Source organism: Halorussus pelagicus (assembly GCF_004087835.1).
In the GTDB taxonomy this organism is placed as follows: Archaea; Halobacteriota; Halobacteria; order Halobacteriales; family Haladaptataceae; genus Halorussus; species Halorussus pelagicus.
Genome location: NZ_CP035119.1, coordinates 2,859,371 through 2,874,325, shown reverse-complemented (window position 1 = coordinate 2,874,325; position 14,955 = coordinate 2,859,371). Strand labels below are relative to the sequence as shown.

Below are 14,955 nucleotides of genomic sequence, written 5' to 3'. Positions count from 1 at the left end.
GGCACTACCCTAAGGCGGTGCGGCAATGTCGGTGCGCTCCCGAAGCGTCCTCGACGGCGTTCTCGGACGCCCACGCGCCGCGTATCGGACGGTACGAACCCGGCGACGACCCGCCCAGTTCTCGGAAAACTGGGTCGAATTGGACCCGGAAACGCTCGGTAACACCCAAGTGAAAGTAAAAGAGGTTAGAAAGAATATATGAAAGCGTTGCCCGCGACCAGAAGTAGACGAATCGTATAGCGAAACGGCCGACGCGAATCAGTGTCGCCACTACAAGAAAGAGCGAACCCGGACCGAGACCTCGCTACCGGAGGTCCGGCGGGAGTTCGTCGGCGCGAACGCGCACGTCACGCTCGCCCAGTTCTGAGCGGTCGCGCAGGAACGCGAGGTCGTGGGCGCTCGCCTCAACGTGCGCGAGATAGCGGAACCCGAGGTCGTCTTCGCCGCTGGCGTCCGGGTCGGCGTCCTCCTCGGTCTTGCGGTCGAGGTCGTCATCACGGCGCTCTTGGCGCTCGTGGCGGGCCTCGCGCCGGTCGTCGGCGCGGTCCGCGCGATCCTCGGGCGTGTCGTCCAGGTGGACCTCCTCCAGCACGTCGCTGGCCTCTTCGCGGGCCAGCGGCGCGGTGAACGCCACGAGGACCGGGTTCTTCTCGACTTTCACGAACACGTCGGCGTCCTCCAGCCGGGCGACGTGGTACCGGACAGTCGAGCGAGCGAGTCCGGTCTCCTCGACCAGCGTGTCGTAGTTCGCCCCGCGGTGTTCCGCGACGACCTTCATGAGGTCGTAGACGGCCGTGGTGTTCGGTTTCAGCGCCTCGCGGTAGACCTCGGTAGCGACCTCCTCGTAGCGCTGGCGAAGCATGTGCTTGCGCCCGGTCGGGCGCTCGAACTCGTACTCGGGCGCGAGCGCGCCGTCGAAGAAGTCGTCCTCTACGAGGTCGGACCGTTCCAGCCCGGCCCAACGCGCGTGAGTCGCGCACATCGTGCGCAGGTGGTCCATGACGCTATCCCACTCCGAGACGTGCGGGAGTTCCCCGCGCTCGACGCCAGCGAAGAACGCCTCCAGCTTCGGGTGAAACGCTGGGTTCTCGGGACTGAGCGTGTGCCAGTCCTTCCGGCGGTAGACCTTCAGCCCGGTGTTGAACGGCTGGTCGGGGAACCCAAGGAGGTCCCAGCGGTCGGACTCGACCAACGCCTCAAGGTAGCCCTCGCGCTGGCGGCGCTGGTGCGCTTCAATCTCGGATTCGCCGCCGTAGGCGACCAACTGACGGGACTGGTCGAGCGCTTCCACGACGTTGCCCATCTTCTCGTGAGCGAATCGGACGTGCGCCTCGGCTTTGGCGACGCGCCGGGAGTTCGGGTTCTGGTCGTCTACGTCGAACACGTCGCCGTAGACCGCGCGTAGGGCGTCGTAGGCGCGGGTCTCGGCGTCCTCGGGCTGTTCGGCCCACGTCGTCCAAATCTTTAGTCGGGTGCCCTCGCCGTGGGGACACTCCAGCGGGTTCCCGTCCGAGTACACGAGGTCTCGGAACTGGGGTTGGACCTCGACGTGAAGCGCCAGTGGTGGCTTCTTGAGTTTGGTCCCGTTCTTCGTCTCGACTATGCGCCGGAGCATGACGTGGTGTTCGTAGAACTGGCTGTAGTCGTCGCCGAGACCGTAGCCAGCCTTCCATCCGGAGGACTTGACGACCAGTGCGAAGCGTCCGTCCTCGGGTAGCCAGTCGGCGTCGAACGGTTCGGCGGCGACGTAGGGTTCGCGGTCGTGGTCCTCGACGTTCTCGCGCCAGTAGTGGACCGCGTGGTCGTAGAGCGTGCCGCGGTCGAGACCGCGCTTGTCCCGGTCGGAGGGCGCGAGGTCGTTCAGCACGTTCTGGATACTCGCGCCGTGGGCGCGCGGTTCGGGGAACCGGTCGGTCTCGGCGTCGGTCACATCCGAGACGTACTGGTCGGGCGAGACGACGCCCGCGCTCGACGGCGTGTCGAGACTCACGCGGAACCAGCCTCCTCAGTCTCGCCGCGAGCGTCGGTAGACACATCGTCTACCTCGCCTCGACGAGTCTCTTTCTCGGGCGTGGCGACAGTCCGAACGAACTCGTCGGCGAAACGAACGCGGACGCCGACCCAACCGGAGTTCACGGCCTCCTCGACCGAGAGGGACCCGACGGGCGTCGGCATGACGACCTCGTAGCCGGGGTGCCGGTCGCACACCCAGCCGTGCGTGACCAGCACGTCGCCGATAGCGTCGGCGAGGTCGTCGTCAACTACGTCGGGCTGGGCGACCTCGTGGCTTCCGAGGGAGTTCCCGACGGGCGTTCCGCACTCGGGACAGATGAGATAGCCCTCGTCGTCCTCGGTGCGTTCTCGGAGGACGGTCTTCGCGGCAACGTCGAAGTGACCGAGACCGGTCCGCTTCATCGGTTTAGCCCTCCGTCCGTTACTTTCGGGCCACGGAGTTCGACGCCGCCGTTCCGCCCGCTGTGTTCCTGCGGGTCGGGGTGGTCTACGTCCTTACCAGCCGCGGACCCGCGCATAATTCGCGCCCACGAGTCGCACTCGGGGCACCGGAGGGCGCGTCTGTCGGCGGTCCCGTAGCTACGGCGGAACTCTGGGGTGACGTGGGCGTCACAGAACTCGCAGGTGCGACAGTCGCCGTTGGCGTCGGGCAACGGAACCGCCATTACCGAGGCACCCCCGTTGGACGACAGCCGTCGCTACCGGGTTTACCTCGGGTAAGTAGCGGCAAAAAGTTCCGAAATTGTTTTTTACGGAGTGGGGTCGGAGGGATTTGAACCCCCGATCGACTGATATCTCCGGTGTGTGCGCCTCGGAACTCCAGAGGGTCGTCGTCGCGGACCGATGATCAGTCGGTCGCTCGGTATATCAGCTGGAGTTTCGTCCTGGGCGCGTTGCCTCTGGAGTCAGTCGCCATCCCTGACTTGGCCACGACCCCGCACGAATTCGTTGGTCCATTCGCCGTAAAGGGGTTTCGATTTTTCTCAGTCGCGGTCGGTGTCGGCCCAGTCGCAGTCTTGGCATTTCCACCCGGTGACGAACTCAGTCACGCTCGGCATGTATCCGACTTCGAGAACGTCGCCGCCGCAGTCGGGACATTCGCGGTCGGTCTCCGAGATAGTTTCGGCGTCCATCACGTCCTCGCCCTCGACGAGTTCCGCGAGAGCTTTGGGCGTCACCATGCGACCCTGCACGACACGGTTGTCGGCCATGTTCCACCGAAGCAGGTCCGCGGTGGTAAGCTTTCCCGTCGCGGAGCGCGACGACGCGGATGGTGTCGGAGCGGAATCAAGTGCTATCGAAACAAAATCGATGGCTGTCGAAGCGATGTCGAACTGCGACAGTGCAAAAATCAGCGAGTCAGCGGTCTCTCAGAGCCACGGTTCGCGCTCGTCGTCGTCCTCCTCGCCGGGGTAGCCGTAGCCCGCGTCGTCGGAGTTCGACCCGCCCGAGCCATCGGTGGCGACGGCCTGTGCGGAGTCGGGAGTCGCCGCCGAGTCGGTCGCGTCTGCGGTCGTCTCGGCGTTCATCGCCTCGACGGCCGTGGTCGCGTCGTCGTCCTCGGTGGCGTCCTCGGCAGTGCCTTCGCCGGGGTCGAACGCGAGCAGGCTGGTGACCGCCAGTACCGCCAGCGGCGCGTTGCCGGGCGCGAGTCCGAGCAGGCTCAGCGGCAGGACGCCCAGCGCGACCGCGCTCCCGAAGCGGAAGCGGTCGATGTCAACGACCTCGCGGAGCCACGGCGAGGTCAGTGCGACGAGGAGCGCGAACGTGACACCGCTGGCCGCCGCCGCGGTGGCCCGCAGGATGAGGTCGTAGTCAACGACTGCCAACTCGAACCCGGCGGGCTGGAAGGTGGCAACCATCCCAAGACCGACGATGACGCCCGGACCGGGAAGGTACTCCCCGATGCGGGAACTCGCGGTCTTAGCGGCGATGGCCAGCATGACCAGCGCGGCGAACCGCGTGAACGTCTCAGTGTCGAGGACGCTCTCAATGGTCGGCGCGAACGCGGCCTCGACCGCCGCCAGCGCGATGATACCGATGCCGACCGTCAGCACGGTTCCGGCCTGCTCGCGCGGCGTGCCGTCCATCTCGGCGAGGATGACCGCGACGGTGGCGCTCCCCCCGAAGACGAGTAGACCGACCTGTAGCATCCCCGTGAGGCTGTCCACGCCGCCTGCGAGGACGAGCGCAGGAAAGATGCCGTCAACCAGCGGTAGCCCCATGACGGTGGCGAGCAATTTCGTCGCCCCGCCTACCTGCCGCTCCAAGCGAAGGGCGACTGGATGTTGTGAACTACTCATCGGACACTAACTGGCGTGGCCGTATCCATCGGCCGAACGGTGTTGATAGCCGCGGTACCTGCGATGACCGGCGTCGCCGAGGTCCCATCGCCGTCCCACGAAGAGATTTGCTACCAGTGTAAGGAACCCCATCGCAAAAATCGGTTTGCAGGAACTGCCGGAGACAGCAGTCGTCTGGCCTGCAGTACGCGCTGCGATGGGACTGATAGCGTCCATATTCGTAACAAGACGAGTTTCCAGCATAAACGTTGCGTGAGAGAGAACCACATTCAAAAGAACATTATAGATTTGGTTTAAGTAGTATGTTCGATACCTAGTTTTAACACGCCGAATTTCTACGATTTTGAATAGGTGTTCTGGGTTCACCGACGAAACCGAGTTACAACTGTGTTACATATCTATGCATACTGACGGCGCCAGCCTCAGGAGAACGTGCAGTATCTCGCAACGTTTTTGACGGGGGACTTCCTTCGTCTTACATGGAGAGAGATTCTGAGCGAACGGGGCAGTTCACCGACAAACTCCGCGTACCCGAGGCGTTGACCTTCGACGACGTACTTCTACGACCGAAAGAGAGTCGCGTCGAACCGGACGAGGCCGACGTTTCGACTCGCGTCTCGACCAACGTGGACGTGAACGTTCCCATTCTGTCCGCGGCTATGGACACCGTAACCGAGAGCCAGATGGCCATCGCCATGGCCAGACAGGGCGGTCTCGGCGTTCTCCACCGCAATCTGGACGTTGACGAGGCCGTCGCCGAAGTCGAACGGGTCAAACGCGCCGACGAACTCGTCATCCGCGATGTCGTCACGGCCGCTCCCGACCAGACTGTCCGCGAGGTGGACACGATGATGGACCGACAGGGCGTCTCGGGCGCTCCCGTCATCGACGACGACAGGAAGGTGCTGGGTATCATCTCGGGCACCGACATCCGACCCTATCTGGAAGTCGGCGACCGCGACGAGGTCCGCGAGGCCATGACCGACGAAGTCGTCACGGCGACCGAGGACGTTACGCCGCGCGAGGCGCTTGAACTGATGTACGAACACAAGATAGAGCGCGTGCCCATCGTGGACGACGAGGACCGTCTGACGGGTCTCGTCACGATGCAGGGCATCCTCCAGCGCCGCGAGTACGGTAACGCCGCCCGCGACGAGGACGGACACCTACGCGTCGGCGCGGCGGTCGGTCCCTTCGAGACCGACCGCGCGGTCGCCCTCGACGAGGCCGGTGCGGACGTACTCTTTATCGACTGCGCGCACGCGCACAACCGCAACGTCATCGACGGGGCGCGCGAAATCAAAGAGTCCGTCGCGGCCGACGTGGTCGTCGGCAACGTCGGCACCCGCGAGGCCGCCGAGGACGTAGTGGACTTCGCGGACGGCATCAAGGTGGGTATCGGTCCGGGTTCCATCTGCACCACGCGAGTCGTCTCCGGGGCGGGGATGCCCCAGATTACGGCCGTCTCGGAGGTTGCCGACGTGGCCGTCCAAGAGGACGTGCCGGTCATCGCGGACGGCGGCATTCGGTACTCGGGCGACGCCATCAAGGCCGTCGCGGCGGGCGCGGACGCGGTGATGCTCGGGTCGTACTTCGCGGGCACCGACGAAGCGCCCGGCCGCGTCATCACCGTGGACGGCAAGAAGTACAAGCAGTACCGTGGCATGGGGTCGGTCGGCGCGATGCAGTCGGGCGACGGCGACCGCTATCTCAAGGACGAACCGGACGAGGAAGAGGAGTACGTCCCCGAAGGCGTCGAGGCCGCAGAACCCTACAAGGGGAGCCTCGAAAGCGAACTCCACCAGCTCGTCGGCGGGATGCAGTCGGGCATGGGCTACGTCGGCGCTGAGACGATTCCGGCGTTCAAGGAGCGCTCGGAGTTCGTCCGGGTCTCCTCGGCGGGCCAGACCGAGGGCCACCCCCACGACGTGATGATTACCGACGAGGCACCGAACTACAGCCCCAGCGAATAAGACGGGAATCTTCACACCATCTCCGCGACTCCTGTTTAGTGGTCTCGAGGAGATCTTTTGAGCCAAAAACGACGAAGAGACCGTTGGGGGTTAGCTAGCAGGACTTCTTCAAAATTTATTCTATCTCACTCATCGCGGCGACCCGGTAGAAGCGTCGATGCACCGATGACGGCTATAGCGACCGAAAGGACTACCCAAGTGACGAGATCGTCACGACTCACGGTATCGCCATTGACAAATATTTCCCAAGCAACAATTCCGAAACCGAGGAGACTAATCGTGCCGGTGAGGATGGTATCCTGTCGAGGAGTGAGGTGACCCAATGTCGCTTTATATATCAGGTATCCAATTATGAGAATTGAGAGCAAAACGGCTTTGATCAACCCAGGGCCAGTGTCAGAGAATCCGACGAATATAGCTCCGGAAAAAATGATAATGGAAAGCACCCCGACTACACCAAATTTTACTCGTGTCAGGAACGATTTCATGTGGGTTAGTTCGACGCCGAGCAGATATCAATTCCATGAAAATGGATTGTTTACGGGGGCGTGCGATAGTCGTTACCGCAGTTCTCGCAGGTGTCGGTCTCGAACTCCGATATCGTTCGTGATGTCTCCACCCGCGTAGTTCGGACGCCGATTTCGCTTTCTCCTGCGATTTTGCGGCAACTTCGGCCCGGCGACGGAACCAATAACCGCGTCCGGGAGCAATCACCGTGAGACGCTTATAATGAACCTCTCGATAGTCGATATCGCGCCGGTCCGGGCCGGAAGCACCGCGACCGACGCTTACGAGGACACGGTCGAGTTAGCGCAGGCGGCCGAGCGACTCGGCTACTCCCGATTCTGGGTCGCCGAACACCACGGACTCGCCGACTCGATAGCGAGTACGACGCCAGAGGTGCTCATCTCGCATCTGGCCGCGAAGACCTCCGAGATTCGAATCGGCTCCGGGACGGTCCTGCTCAACCACTACAGTCCGTTCAAAGTGGCCGAGACGTTCGCCTCGCTTGATGCGCTCGCGCCCGACCGCATCGACTTGGGACTCGGGCGAGCGACAGGGATGCCCGCGGCGGACCGCGCTCTGCGCTCGGGCGTTCCCCGCCAACAGACCAGTGGCAACCACGCCGAGAAGATAGAGGAGACCGCGAGACACCTCTACGGGGCGTTTCCAGACGATCACCCGTACGACGACATCGTGATTCCCCGCTCGGCCGACGGCGCTCCCGAGACGTGGGTCCTCGGGTCGAGTCCGTCCAGCGCCGAAATCGCGGGGGAACTCGGACTGCCCTACGCCTTCGCGGCGTTCATCCGGCCGACCGTGGCCGAGGAAGCGATGGCGAGATACCACGACCACTTCGAGGCCTCCGAGTTCGACGCCGGACTGGACGACCCCCACAGCGCGCTGGCCGTGAACGCCGCCTGTGCCGAGACCGACCGCGAGGCGGCACGACTCCGCGCGTCGTCGGAGGCCGCGTACCGCCGGATGCGACGCGGTGCCTTCGGCCCGCCGCCGACCGTCGAGGAAGCCGTGGACGAACTCGGGGGCGTGCCCGACCCGACGCCCGCCTCGCTCGCGCCCGAAGAGTGGCCACGCGCGATTTCCGGCAGTCCCGACACGCTCGCGTCGCTCCTCGAAGGGATGACCGACGCCGTCGGTGCCGACGAGGTAATCGTCCAGAACCTCATCGAGGACCCCGACGACAGGATTCGCTCGTACGAACTACTCGCCGAGGGCGTCGGTCTCTCGCCGCGCTGAGACGCGACGCCGGAGACGCGCGTTCGGTCGGTCCCGTCGAACGCTCGCCAGACACCGCCGAACCGTCGGTTCGAAACGTTCAGAGGCACGGGACCGAAACCCTCACCGATGACCGTCGAAGTCCGACGAGCCGAGACCGACGCTGAACGCGCGGACGGCATCGCGGTCCGCAAGACAGTCTTCGTCGAGGAGCAGGGCGTCCCCGAGGACCTCGAACTTGACGGCAAGGACGACGAATCCCTCCACTTCGTCGCGTACGCCGAGGGGGAATCGAACGAGGAAACGCTCGCGGATGACCGACGCCCGGTCGGCGTCGGACGCCTCCGCGAGGTCGGCGACCGAACGGGCAAAGTCGAACGCATCGCGGTGCTGAAGGCCAATCGCGGAGAGGGCGTGGGCCGCGCGATTATGCGAACCCTCGAAGCGACCGCCGCCGAGCGCGGCCTCTCGAAACTCGTGATGCACGCCCAGACCTCTGTCGAGGAGTTCTACCGCGACCTCGGCTACGAGACCACCAGCGACGAGTTCGAGGAGGCCGGAATTGCCCACGTCGAGATGGAGAAGTCGCTGGAGTAGAACCCTTTTCACCTCGCTCGCCGTCGGGTCGCCCGTGAAGCTTCTGCTTTGCGGGCCGCCGGGCGTCGGCAAGACCACCGTCGCCGAGCAACTGCTCGGGCGACTCCATAGGGCTGGCCACGACTTTCGGGTCCTCCACTCAGACGACTTCTCGCGGAACACCTACGGCCAGATGTACGAGCGCGTGAGCGCCGACCCCGACGCCGACTGGCTTCTCGATGGGACGTTCTACGAGCGCGAGTGGCAGGACCGCTTTCGCAACCTTCCCGACGCCCACCTCATCTATCTCACCGCGAGTCTGGAAACCGCGCTGGAGCGCAACCGGGAGTGCAAGAACGCGATTTCCGAGCGGGGAGTTCAGGCCATGCACGGGAAGTTCGAGAAACCGGAGCGTCCGGACCTGACCCTCGATACCGAGGCGTTGTCGGTGTCCGAGGCGGCCGACGCGATTGAGCGGTACGTGGCAACGTGGATTTGAAGCGAGAAAATGTTCGCTGACTGGAGAAAAGTCGGCCAGCGTTCGCAAGCGAGCGGTTCGGAGAACCCGAGCGCAGCGATTCACCGCGAGCGAGGAGCGAAGCGACGAGCGAGCGGACCAAGGAACTGTCGAAGAAGCGCCTCTGGCGCTTCTGAGGCGGTGACGCCGTGTCGTCGGGAACGGAGTGACCGACGGCTCGGAAGGTGCGGTTTGCCTTCCGGTGTTTTTCATCAACGTTTTACAAGTGGAAGAAGCCCGAAGCAATCGGCTTCGGGCTTCTGAAACGCAGTAAAAGGTTGTAGTACGGGCCGGAAGGGATTTGAACTACGTCAAGACGTTCCTGCTCACTTCGCTGCGCGGGCTGCGTCTTGCCTCATTCAAATCCCTCCGGCGAGGCGAATTTGCCGCTCGTGCATGTCGTGAGCGCACAAGGCGCTCACAGTGTAACTCGCGGCAAAATGTAGCGGGCCGGAAGGGATTTGAACCCCTGACCGTCTGATTAAGAGTCAGACGCTCTCCCTAACTGAGCTACCGGCCCAACGTATTCCATTCTTACCGGGTGGTACGTAAATACGTTTCCGTTTAGTCGAACTGGTATCCCTTTCGGTTTCTCTCGGAATCGGGCGAGGGCGGCGACCTCGATATGCGTTTATTTCGTTGTTCCTCTCGCCGAAAAACGGCTCCGGGAACGTTAAGTGTGGTCCGGAGCAACGCCACAGTATCATGAGCGCCGGGATTACCATCTCCTCGATGTCCGACTACGCTATCTTGGGCTGTGGGAGCGTCGGGCACGCGGTCGCCGAGGAACTGGTCGAGCAGGGCAAAGACGTACTCATCATCGACCGGGACGCCGACCGCGTCGAGGCCCTGCGTGACCAAGACCTCAACGCACAGACCGCCGACATCCGGGAGGACGATATCTACGACACTATCGCGGACAACGAAGTCGTTCTCATCATGTCTTCGGACGTGGAGGCCAACAAGGAGGCCGTCCAGAACATCCGGAACAACGACAGCGAGCAGTTCATCGTCGTGCGCGCGAGCGACCCCGTCTCCGAGGACGAACTCACCGAGTTGGGCGCGGACGTAGTCATCAACCCCTCGGAGGTCATCGCTGATTCGGCCCTGCGCGCGCTCGAAACCGGCGAGTTGGAGTACAAGGCCCAACAGCTCACCGAGGTCATCGAGGGCGCAGACGAGCGTCTTGCCATCGTCACCCACGACAGTCCGGACCCCGACTCCATCGCCAGCGCCGTCGCGCTACAGGCCATCGCCGACACCCTCGGCGTCGAGGCCGACATCCTCCACATCGGCGACATCGGCCATCAGGAGAACCGCGCGTTCGTCAATCTGCTGGGCATCGAACTGCTTCCCTACGCCGACGCCGACGTGGACGACTACGACACCATCGCGCTGGTGGACCACGCCAAGGCGACCGAGAACACGTTCGGCAAGCCGGTCGATATCTTCATCGACCACTTCGAACCGGACGAGGAGTACGAGGCCGAGTTCGTGGACATCCGGCCGAGCGTGAGTTCGACCTCCACAATCATGACGAAGTACATTCAGGAGTTCGACCTCAACGTCAGCGAGGAGGTCGCTACCGCGCTCCTCTACGGCATCCGGGCCGAGACGCTGGACTTCAAGCGCGACACGACGCCTGCCGACCTCACCGCCGCGGCGTACCTCTATCCTTTCGCCAACCACGACACGCTCGAACAGGTCGAATCCCCCTCGATGTCGCCCGAGACGCTGGACGTGCTGGCCGAGGCCATCACGAACCGCGAGGTGCAAGGGAGCCACCTCGTGAGCAACGCGGGGTTCATCCGCGACAGAGACGCGCTCACACAGGCGGCCTCCCACCTCCTGAATCTAGAGGGCATCACGACGACGGCGGTGTTCGGCATCGCCGAGGAGACTATCTATCTCGCCGCGCGCTCGAAGGACATCCGGATGAACATCGGCAAGATGCTACAGGACGCCTTCGCCGACATCGGCGAGGCCGCGGGCCACTCGACGCAGGCCAGCGTCGAGATTCCGCTCGGCATTTTCACCGGCATCGAGACCACCGACGACAACCGCGACACCTTGCTCTCGCTAACTGAGGAAGCGGTCAAGCGCAAACTCTTCGACGCGATGGGCGTCGAGAGCGGCGAAGGGTCCAACGGAAGCTAACGCTCGGTCGTCGATAGATCTTCAGAAGTCATTCGACGCGACGAAACGCACGTTCAGGCTGGAACCGTCTCGTCTTCGTCGTCAGGTTGCTGCAAACGCTCGATAGTGTCGTTGATGAGGACCACATCGCCGACTGCGCGCACCCACCGATACGGAACCATCACGCCGTTCTCGGTGTCAACTACGTCGGAGAACAGTTCGCGGTTGAGTTCGCCGAGCGCGACCCCGGACACGGCGCACGCATCGACGTTCAGTCGTACGTCCTCGACTTCGCCGACGAAGATGCCGTTGTTGGAGTACACCTCCCGACCGACCAGATTCGTAATCTCCTGTGGTGTGCCGTCCATGTGGACAACGACTGTCGGGGGAGGTATTAAGTTTTGGTAGACCGTGACAAAATTATCTCCGAGATGAACTGTCGGCGTCCCCTCGGGCGAATCACTCCGCGAGCGAGTCCAACACCTCGCCGAGTCGGTCCAGTCCCGCCCGGACGCGCTCGGGTTCGTGGCCCGCGCTGACGCGGACGCTCTCGTCGTCGTCGAAGAACCGACCCGGAACGACCAGCACGCCCTCGTCCCACGCAGCCGCGGCGACTTCGTCGCCGTCGGCCGCGTCGTGGCTGAGGAACGCATACGAACACCCCGGTTCGACTCGTCCCGAGAGGTCCTCGCGCTCCGCGAGGAACGACGCCAGCGCCTCGTGATTGGCCCGAAGGCGCTCGCGGGACTCGTCGGTGAGTCGGTCGCCGACCGCGAGCGCCCGCTCGGCGAGTCGCTTACTCGGTGCTGCGACTGCCGGGACATAGTGGCTCACCGAGCGTGCGCGTTCCACGAAGTCGGCGTCGGCGACGAGCCAGCCGATTCGAACGTTGCCGAAGCCGAAGAACTTGGTCAGCGAGTTCGTGACGACTGTGTTCGGGAGTCCGGCCGCCGTGGGACCGCCGAAGGGACCGTCACCCGCTTCGGCGCGGAACGGCGCGTACACCTCGTCCACGAGGAGGGTCGCGTCCGCCTCGCCGACGGCGGCGGCCGTCTCGGCGAGCGTTTCGCGGTCGGTCAGGCGACCGCTCGGGTTGTGGCGGTTCGACACCGTGACGAGCGCGGTGTCTTCGACCGCCGCGGCGGCCACTCGGTCGGGGTTGAGCGAGTAGTCGTTGTCCGGCGTCCGGAGGAATCGGTCCACCGTCGCACCGACCGCCTCGGGCGTCGCCAACAGCGGTTCGTAGCCGGGTTTCTCGACCAGTGCGCGCGGTTCTGACGGAAGTGCATCGCCGTCGGTCGTGCTACCGTCGCCGATGTCGGTACCGCCGTCGCTCTCGGCCGCCGCTCGCGCGGCGGCCTCCGCGTCGGTGAGGACGGTCGCGGCCGCGAGGAAGTTGGCGTGGGTCGCGCCCGCGGTTACGAGGACGTTCTCGGGTTCGACGCCGTAGATTTCGGCGAGGCGTTCGGAGAGCGTCGCCTCGCCAGCGACGACGGTAGCGAGCGCCGGTGGAACGACCTCGTCGGGACCGGCGGGTGCGCGCCGGAGGTCCGAGGAACCGAGGTCGTGCGCGGCGTTCTCGGGTCGCCCGGCGATCCAGTCGAGGTACGCGATGTCGGGAAACACGTCCCCGTGTACGAAGAGCGGAAAATTAACCTTCGGGATGCAGACGCCGGGCCGACGGTCCGAGCGGACCCCTCGGCGGAGTCACCGCCGACAGAATTTCGAGAAGTTCTCGACCAATCGCTTGCCCGCGTCGGTCAGGATGCTCTCGGGGTGGAACTGCACGCCGACGTGCGGGCGCTCGCGGTGGCGCACGGCCATGACGACGCTCCGGTCGCGTTCGTTCTCGTCGCTTCCCTCGCCGACCGTGCGCGCCGCGACTTCGAGACTGTCGGGCACGTCCTCGGGGGGGACTGCCAGCGAGTGATAGCGCCCGACCTCGAAGGGGTCGGGCAGGCCCGCGAAGATGCCCTCGCCGTCGTGAGTCACAGTTGAGGGCTTGCCGTGGACGACCTCTGGTGCGTGGCCGACCGTCGCGCCCTCCGCGGCGCAGAGCGCCTGATGGCCGAGACAGACCCCGAGAATCGGGTAGTCGGTCCGCTCGAACAGCGGGACCGAGAGACCGGCGTCCGCCGGTGTTCCGGGACCGGGCGAGACGACGATGCCGTCCGGGTCGAGGTCGCGCACGTCCGCGAGGGTCAGGGCGTCGTTGCGCCGGACCGTCACCTCGGGGTCGAACTCGCCCACGTACTGGACGAGATTGTAGACGAACGAGTCGTAGTTGTCGATGACGAGGATGGACATGTTCGGAGAGAGACCCGACTGCGGGGTCGCTCGTGAGTCGGTTAGTCGGCGGGCGATTAATCGGCTTCGGTCTCCCGTGCGCGGCCAAATCGGTCCCACACCGCTACCCTCCTCGCTCGCCGGAACAGCCTCCTTTTTGGTTCTCCCGTCCCGCGGTTCGGACATGCAGAACGTCACCGCCGCGGGCGTTGGAATCGGCGACGACTATCCGCCGCGAATCATGGGCGTGCTGAACGTCAGTGAGGAGTCACCCTACGACCCGAGCGTCTACGACGACCCCGGCGAGGCCGCCGAGTACGTTGACAGCGAGCTAATCGCCGAAGGCGCGGACATCGTGGACGTTGGGCTGGAATCCGCGAACAAGCGCTTCGAGGTCCTCTCGGCCGAGCAGGAACTCGACCGCCTCGACACCGCGGTCGAGACCATCGAGAGCGTGTCGGGCGACGCCGTCTTCTCCATCGAGACCCGATACGCCGAAGTCGCCGAGGAAGCCCTCGCTCGCGGGTTCGACATGGTCAACGACATCTGCGGGTTCGCCGACCCCCGGATGCCCGAGGTGTGCCGCGAATACGACGTTGCGGTGGCGAAGATGGCGAGTCCGCCGGACCTCGAACGCCCCGGCGCAGTCGAGAACGTGGACGACATCTACGACGCCCTGAAGCGCGAGGGGCTGACCGACAAGACCATCGTGGACCCCGCGTTCGGCGGCTGGTCCGAAGAAAAGACTCTCGACGACGACCGCGAGACGTTCGACCGCCTCCGGGAGTTCCGCGGTCTCGGCCAACCGATTCTCGTCTCCATCAATCGGAAGAACTTCCTGCGGGACCTCGCGGGCCGACCCACCGAGGAGGCCCTGCCGGTCTCGCTGGCGGCGACCGCGATGGCGGTCGAGCGCGGCGCACACGTCGTCAGGACCCACGACGTGGCCGAGACGGTGGACGCCGCGACCATCGGGAAGGCCTTCGCGCGCGACCGACTCCGCGACGCCGACCTCGGCGTCGAGGAGTTGGACGTGACCAGCGCCGGAGAGGCCGCCCGACACCTCGAACGACTCGGCTCCGACGCCGACCTCGCGGACGAGACGACGACGCGCGTCTTTGAACTCTCCGCGCTCTCGGACGCCGAGCGCGAGACGCTGGCCGCGGCCGCCCTCGACGCTGGCGTCACCGTCGCGCCCGGAACCGCGGGCGTCCTGCTCGCGGGGACGCCCGACGCGCTGGCGCGCTTGCGCTCGCGCGTGGCCGACGAATCACCAAGAGAAGGGGCGTCGGAGCGACTGGTCGATGCCCTCTATGCTGTCAGCAACACGGAACGGTAAGAGAAAACTTATGCCGGGCGAGGAAGAAAATCGATTTGGGAAGCCGGAAGGGCGCTCGCGGGTAGGGGTACTTGC

At 64.6% G+C, this 14,955-nt stretch carries 15 protein-coding genes and 2 tRNA genes; 6 read left to right on the top strand and 11 right to left on the bottom strand.

What is annotated here, in order from left to right:
• Positions 1-304: 304 nt before the first annotated feature.
• The 6 genes from EP007_RS14500 to EP007_RS14480 all read right to left on the bottom strand — a co-directional run bounded on the left by EP007_RS14500 (position 305) and on the right by EP007_RS14480 (position 4,316).
• Positions 305-1,990 (bottom strand): winged helix-turn-helix domain-containing protein, encoded by a 1,686-nt coding sequence (locus EP007_RS14500; RefSeq protein WP_128478332.1) that lies wholly within the window; start codon positions 1,988-1,990, stop codon positions 305-307.
• Positions 1,987-2,415 carry a hypothetical protein gene (locus tag EP007_RS14495; protein WP_208023504.1) on the bottom strand — a complete coding sequence of 143 codons (429 nt, stop codon included), beginning with the start codon at positions 2,413-2,415 and terminating at the stop codon, positions 1,987-1,989. The genes EP007_RS14500 and EP007_RS14495 overlap by 4 nt, the downstream gene beginning before the upstream one ends.
• Positions 2,412-2,678 (bottom strand): DUF7563 family protein, encoded by a 267-nt coding sequence (locus EP007_RS14490; RefSeq protein WP_128478331.1) that lies wholly within the window; start codon positions 2,676-2,678, stop codon positions 2,412-2,414. The genes EP007_RS14495 and EP007_RS14490 overlap by 4 nt, the downstream gene beginning before the upstream one ends.
• Positions 2,679-2,770: 92 nt before the next feature.
• Positions 2,771-2,950 (bottom strand) — tRNA-Trp (locus EP007_RS17610).
• Between the two features lie 46 nt (positions 2,951-2,996).
• Positions 2,997-3,224 carry a DUF5795 family protein gene (locus EP007_RS14485; protein WP_128478330.1) on the bottom strand — a complete coding sequence of 76 codons (228 nt, stop codon included), beginning with the start codon at positions 3,222-3,224 and terminating at the stop codon, positions 2,997-2,999.
• Positions 3,225-3,383: 159 nt separating this feature from the next.
• Positions 3,384-4,316, bottom strand: a complete 933-nt coding sequence (locus EP007_RS14480; protein WP_128478329.1) for a DUF5794 domain-containing protein — start codon at positions 4,314-4,316, stop codon at positions 3,384-3,386.
• A 479-nt stretch (positions 4,317-4,795) separates the two neighbouring features.
• Between EP007_RS14480 and guaB the strand changes: the two genes are divergently transcribed.
• Positions 4,796-6,289: an IMP dehydrogenase gene (guaB, locus tag EP007_RS14475; RefSeq protein ID WP_128478328.1), complete on the top strand. Its 1,494-nt coding sequence runs from the start codon at positions 4,796-4,798 to the stop codon at positions 6,287-6,289.
• A 125-nt stretch (positions 6,290-6,414) separates the two neighbouring features.
• Here guaB and EP007_RS14470 read toward each other — a convergent pair whose 3' ends face one another.
• Entirely contained in the window at positions 6,415-6,777 is a 363-nt protein-coding gene (locus EP007_RS14470; protein ID WP_128478327.1) for a hypothetical protein, read from the bottom strand.
• A gap of 241 nt (positions 6,778-7,018) precedes the next feature.
• Between EP007_RS14470 and EP007_RS14465 the strand changes: the two genes are divergently transcribed.
• The 3 genes from EP007_RS14465 (at position 7,019) to EP007_RS14455 (ending at position 9,101) form a co-directional block, all read left to right on the top strand.
• Positions 7,019-8,047: an LLM class flavin-dependent oxidoreductase gene (locus EP007_RS14465; protein ID WP_128478326.1), complete on the top strand. Its 1,029-nt coding sequence runs from the start codon at positions 7,019-7,021 to the stop codon at positions 8,045-8,047.
• A gap of 108 nt (positions 8,048-8,155) precedes the next feature.
• Positions 8,156-8,623 carry a GNAT family N-acetyltransferase gene (locus EP007_RS14460; protein ID WP_128478325.1) on the top strand — a complete coding sequence of 156 codons (468 nt, stop codon included), beginning with the start codon at positions 8,156-8,158 and terminating at the stop codon, positions 8,621-8,623.
• A 34-nt stretch (positions 8,624-8,657) separates the two neighbouring features.
• Positions 8,658-9,101, top strand: coding sequence for an ATP-binding protein (locus EP007_RS14455; RefSeq protein ID WP_128478324.1), 444 nt, complete (start codon positions 8,658-8,660; stop codon positions 9,099-9,101).
• A gap of 464 nt (positions 9,102-9,565) precedes the next feature.
• Here EP007_RS14455 and EP007_RS14450 read toward each other — a convergent pair.
• Positions 9,566-9,639, bottom strand: a tRNA-Lys gene (locus EP007_RS14450).
• Between the two features lie 185 nt (positions 9,640-9,824).
• Between EP007_RS14450 and EP007_RS14445 the strand changes: the two genes are divergently transcribed.
• The gene (locus EP007_RS14445) at positions 9,825-11,276 is read left to right on the top strand and encodes a DHH family phosphoesterase (protein ID WP_128478323.1); all 1,452 of its coding nucleotides are present in this window, start codon (positions 9,825-9,827) and stop codon (positions 11,274-11,276) included.
• Positions 11,277-11,329: 53 nt separating this feature from the next.
• On the opposite strand, the gene EP007_RS14440 is transcribed toward EP007_RS14445, so the two are convergent.
• From EP007_RS14440 to EP007_RS14430, 3 genes are all read right to left on the bottom strand, one after another.
• A complete protein-coding gene (locus tag EP007_RS14440) occupies positions 11,330-11,623 on the bottom strand; it encodes a PRC-barrel domain-containing protein (RefSeq protein WP_128478322.1) in 294 nt (97 codons plus the stop codon).
• Positions 11,624-11,714: 91 nt separating this feature from the next.
• Positions 11,715-12,881, bottom strand: a complete 1,167-nt coding sequence (locus EP007_RS14435) for a pyridoxal phosphate-dependent aminotransferase (RefSeq protein ID WP_128478321.1) — start codon at positions 12,879-12,881, stop codon at positions 11,715-11,717.
• 81 nt (positions 12,882-12,962) lie between these two features.
• Positions 12,963-13,562, bottom strand: coding sequence for an anthranilate synthase component II (locus EP007_RS14430; protein ID WP_128478320.1), 600 nt, complete (start codon positions 13,560-13,562; stop codon positions 12,963-12,965).
• Positions 13,563-13,725: 163 nt separating this feature from the next.
• Between EP007_RS14430 and folP the strand changes: the two genes are divergently transcribed.
• On the top strand, positions 13,726-14,880 hold the full coding sequence (folP, locus tag EP007_RS14425) for a dihydropteroate synthase (protein ID WP_128478319.1): 1,155 nt from the start codon (positions 13,726-13,728) through the stop codon (positions 14,878-14,880).
• Positions 14,881-14,955: the final 75 nt, after the last annotated feature.

What these genes read in the sequence shown, in the direction of transcription:
- EP007_RS14460 (WP_128478325.1), top strand. Translation starts at nt 8,156, where the DNA reads ATGACCGTCGAAGTCCGACGAGCCGAGACCGACGCTGAACGCGCGGAC.
- EP007_RS14440 (WP_128478322.1), bottom strand. Translation starts at nt 11,623, where the DNA reads ATGGACGGCACACCACAGGAGATTACGAATCTGGTCGGTCGGGAGGTG.
- EP007_RS14470 (WP_128478327.1), bottom strand. Translation starts at nt 6,777, where the DNA reads ATGAAATCGTTCCTGACACGAGTAAAATTTGGTGTAGTCGGGGTGCTT.
- EP007_RS14445 (WP_128478323.1), top strand. Translation starts at nt 9,825, where the DNA reads ATGAGCGCCGGGATTACCATCTCCTCGATGTCCGACTACGCTATCTTG.
- folP (WP_128478319.1), top strand. Translation starts at nt 13,726, where the DNA reads ATGCAGAACGTCACCGCCGCGGGCGTTGGAATCGGCGACGACTATCCG.
- EP007_RS14430 (WP_128478320.1), bottom strand. Translation starts at nt 13,562, where the DNA reads ATGTCCATCCTCGTCATCGACAACTACGACTCGTTCGTCTACAATCTC.
- EP007_RS14495 (WP_208023504.1), bottom strand. Translation starts at nt 2,415, where the DNA reads ATGAAGCGGACCGGTCTCGGTCACTTCGACGTTGCCGCGAAGACCGTC.
- guaB (WP_128478328.1), top strand. Translation starts at nt 4,796, where the DNA reads ATGGAGAGAGATTCTGAGCGAACGGGGCAGTTCACCGACAAACTCCGC.
- EP007_RS14480 (WP_128478329.1), bottom strand. Translation starts at nt 4,316, where the DNA reads ATGAGTAGTTCACAACATCCAGTCGCCCTTCGCTTGGAGCGGCAGGTA.
- EP007_RS14490 (WP_128478331.1), bottom strand. Translation starts at nt 2,678, where the DNA reads ATGGCGGTTCCGTTGCCCGACGCCAACGGCGACTGTCGCACCTGCGAG.
- EP007_RS14485 (WP_128478330.1), bottom strand. Translation starts at nt 3,224, where the DNA reads ATGGCCGACAACCGTGTCGTGCAGGGTCGCATGGTGACGCCCAAAGCT.
- EP007_RS14465 (WP_128478326.1), top strand. Translation starts at nt 7,019, where the DNA reads ATGAACCTCTCGATAGTCGATATCGCGCCGGTCCGGGCCGGAAGCACC.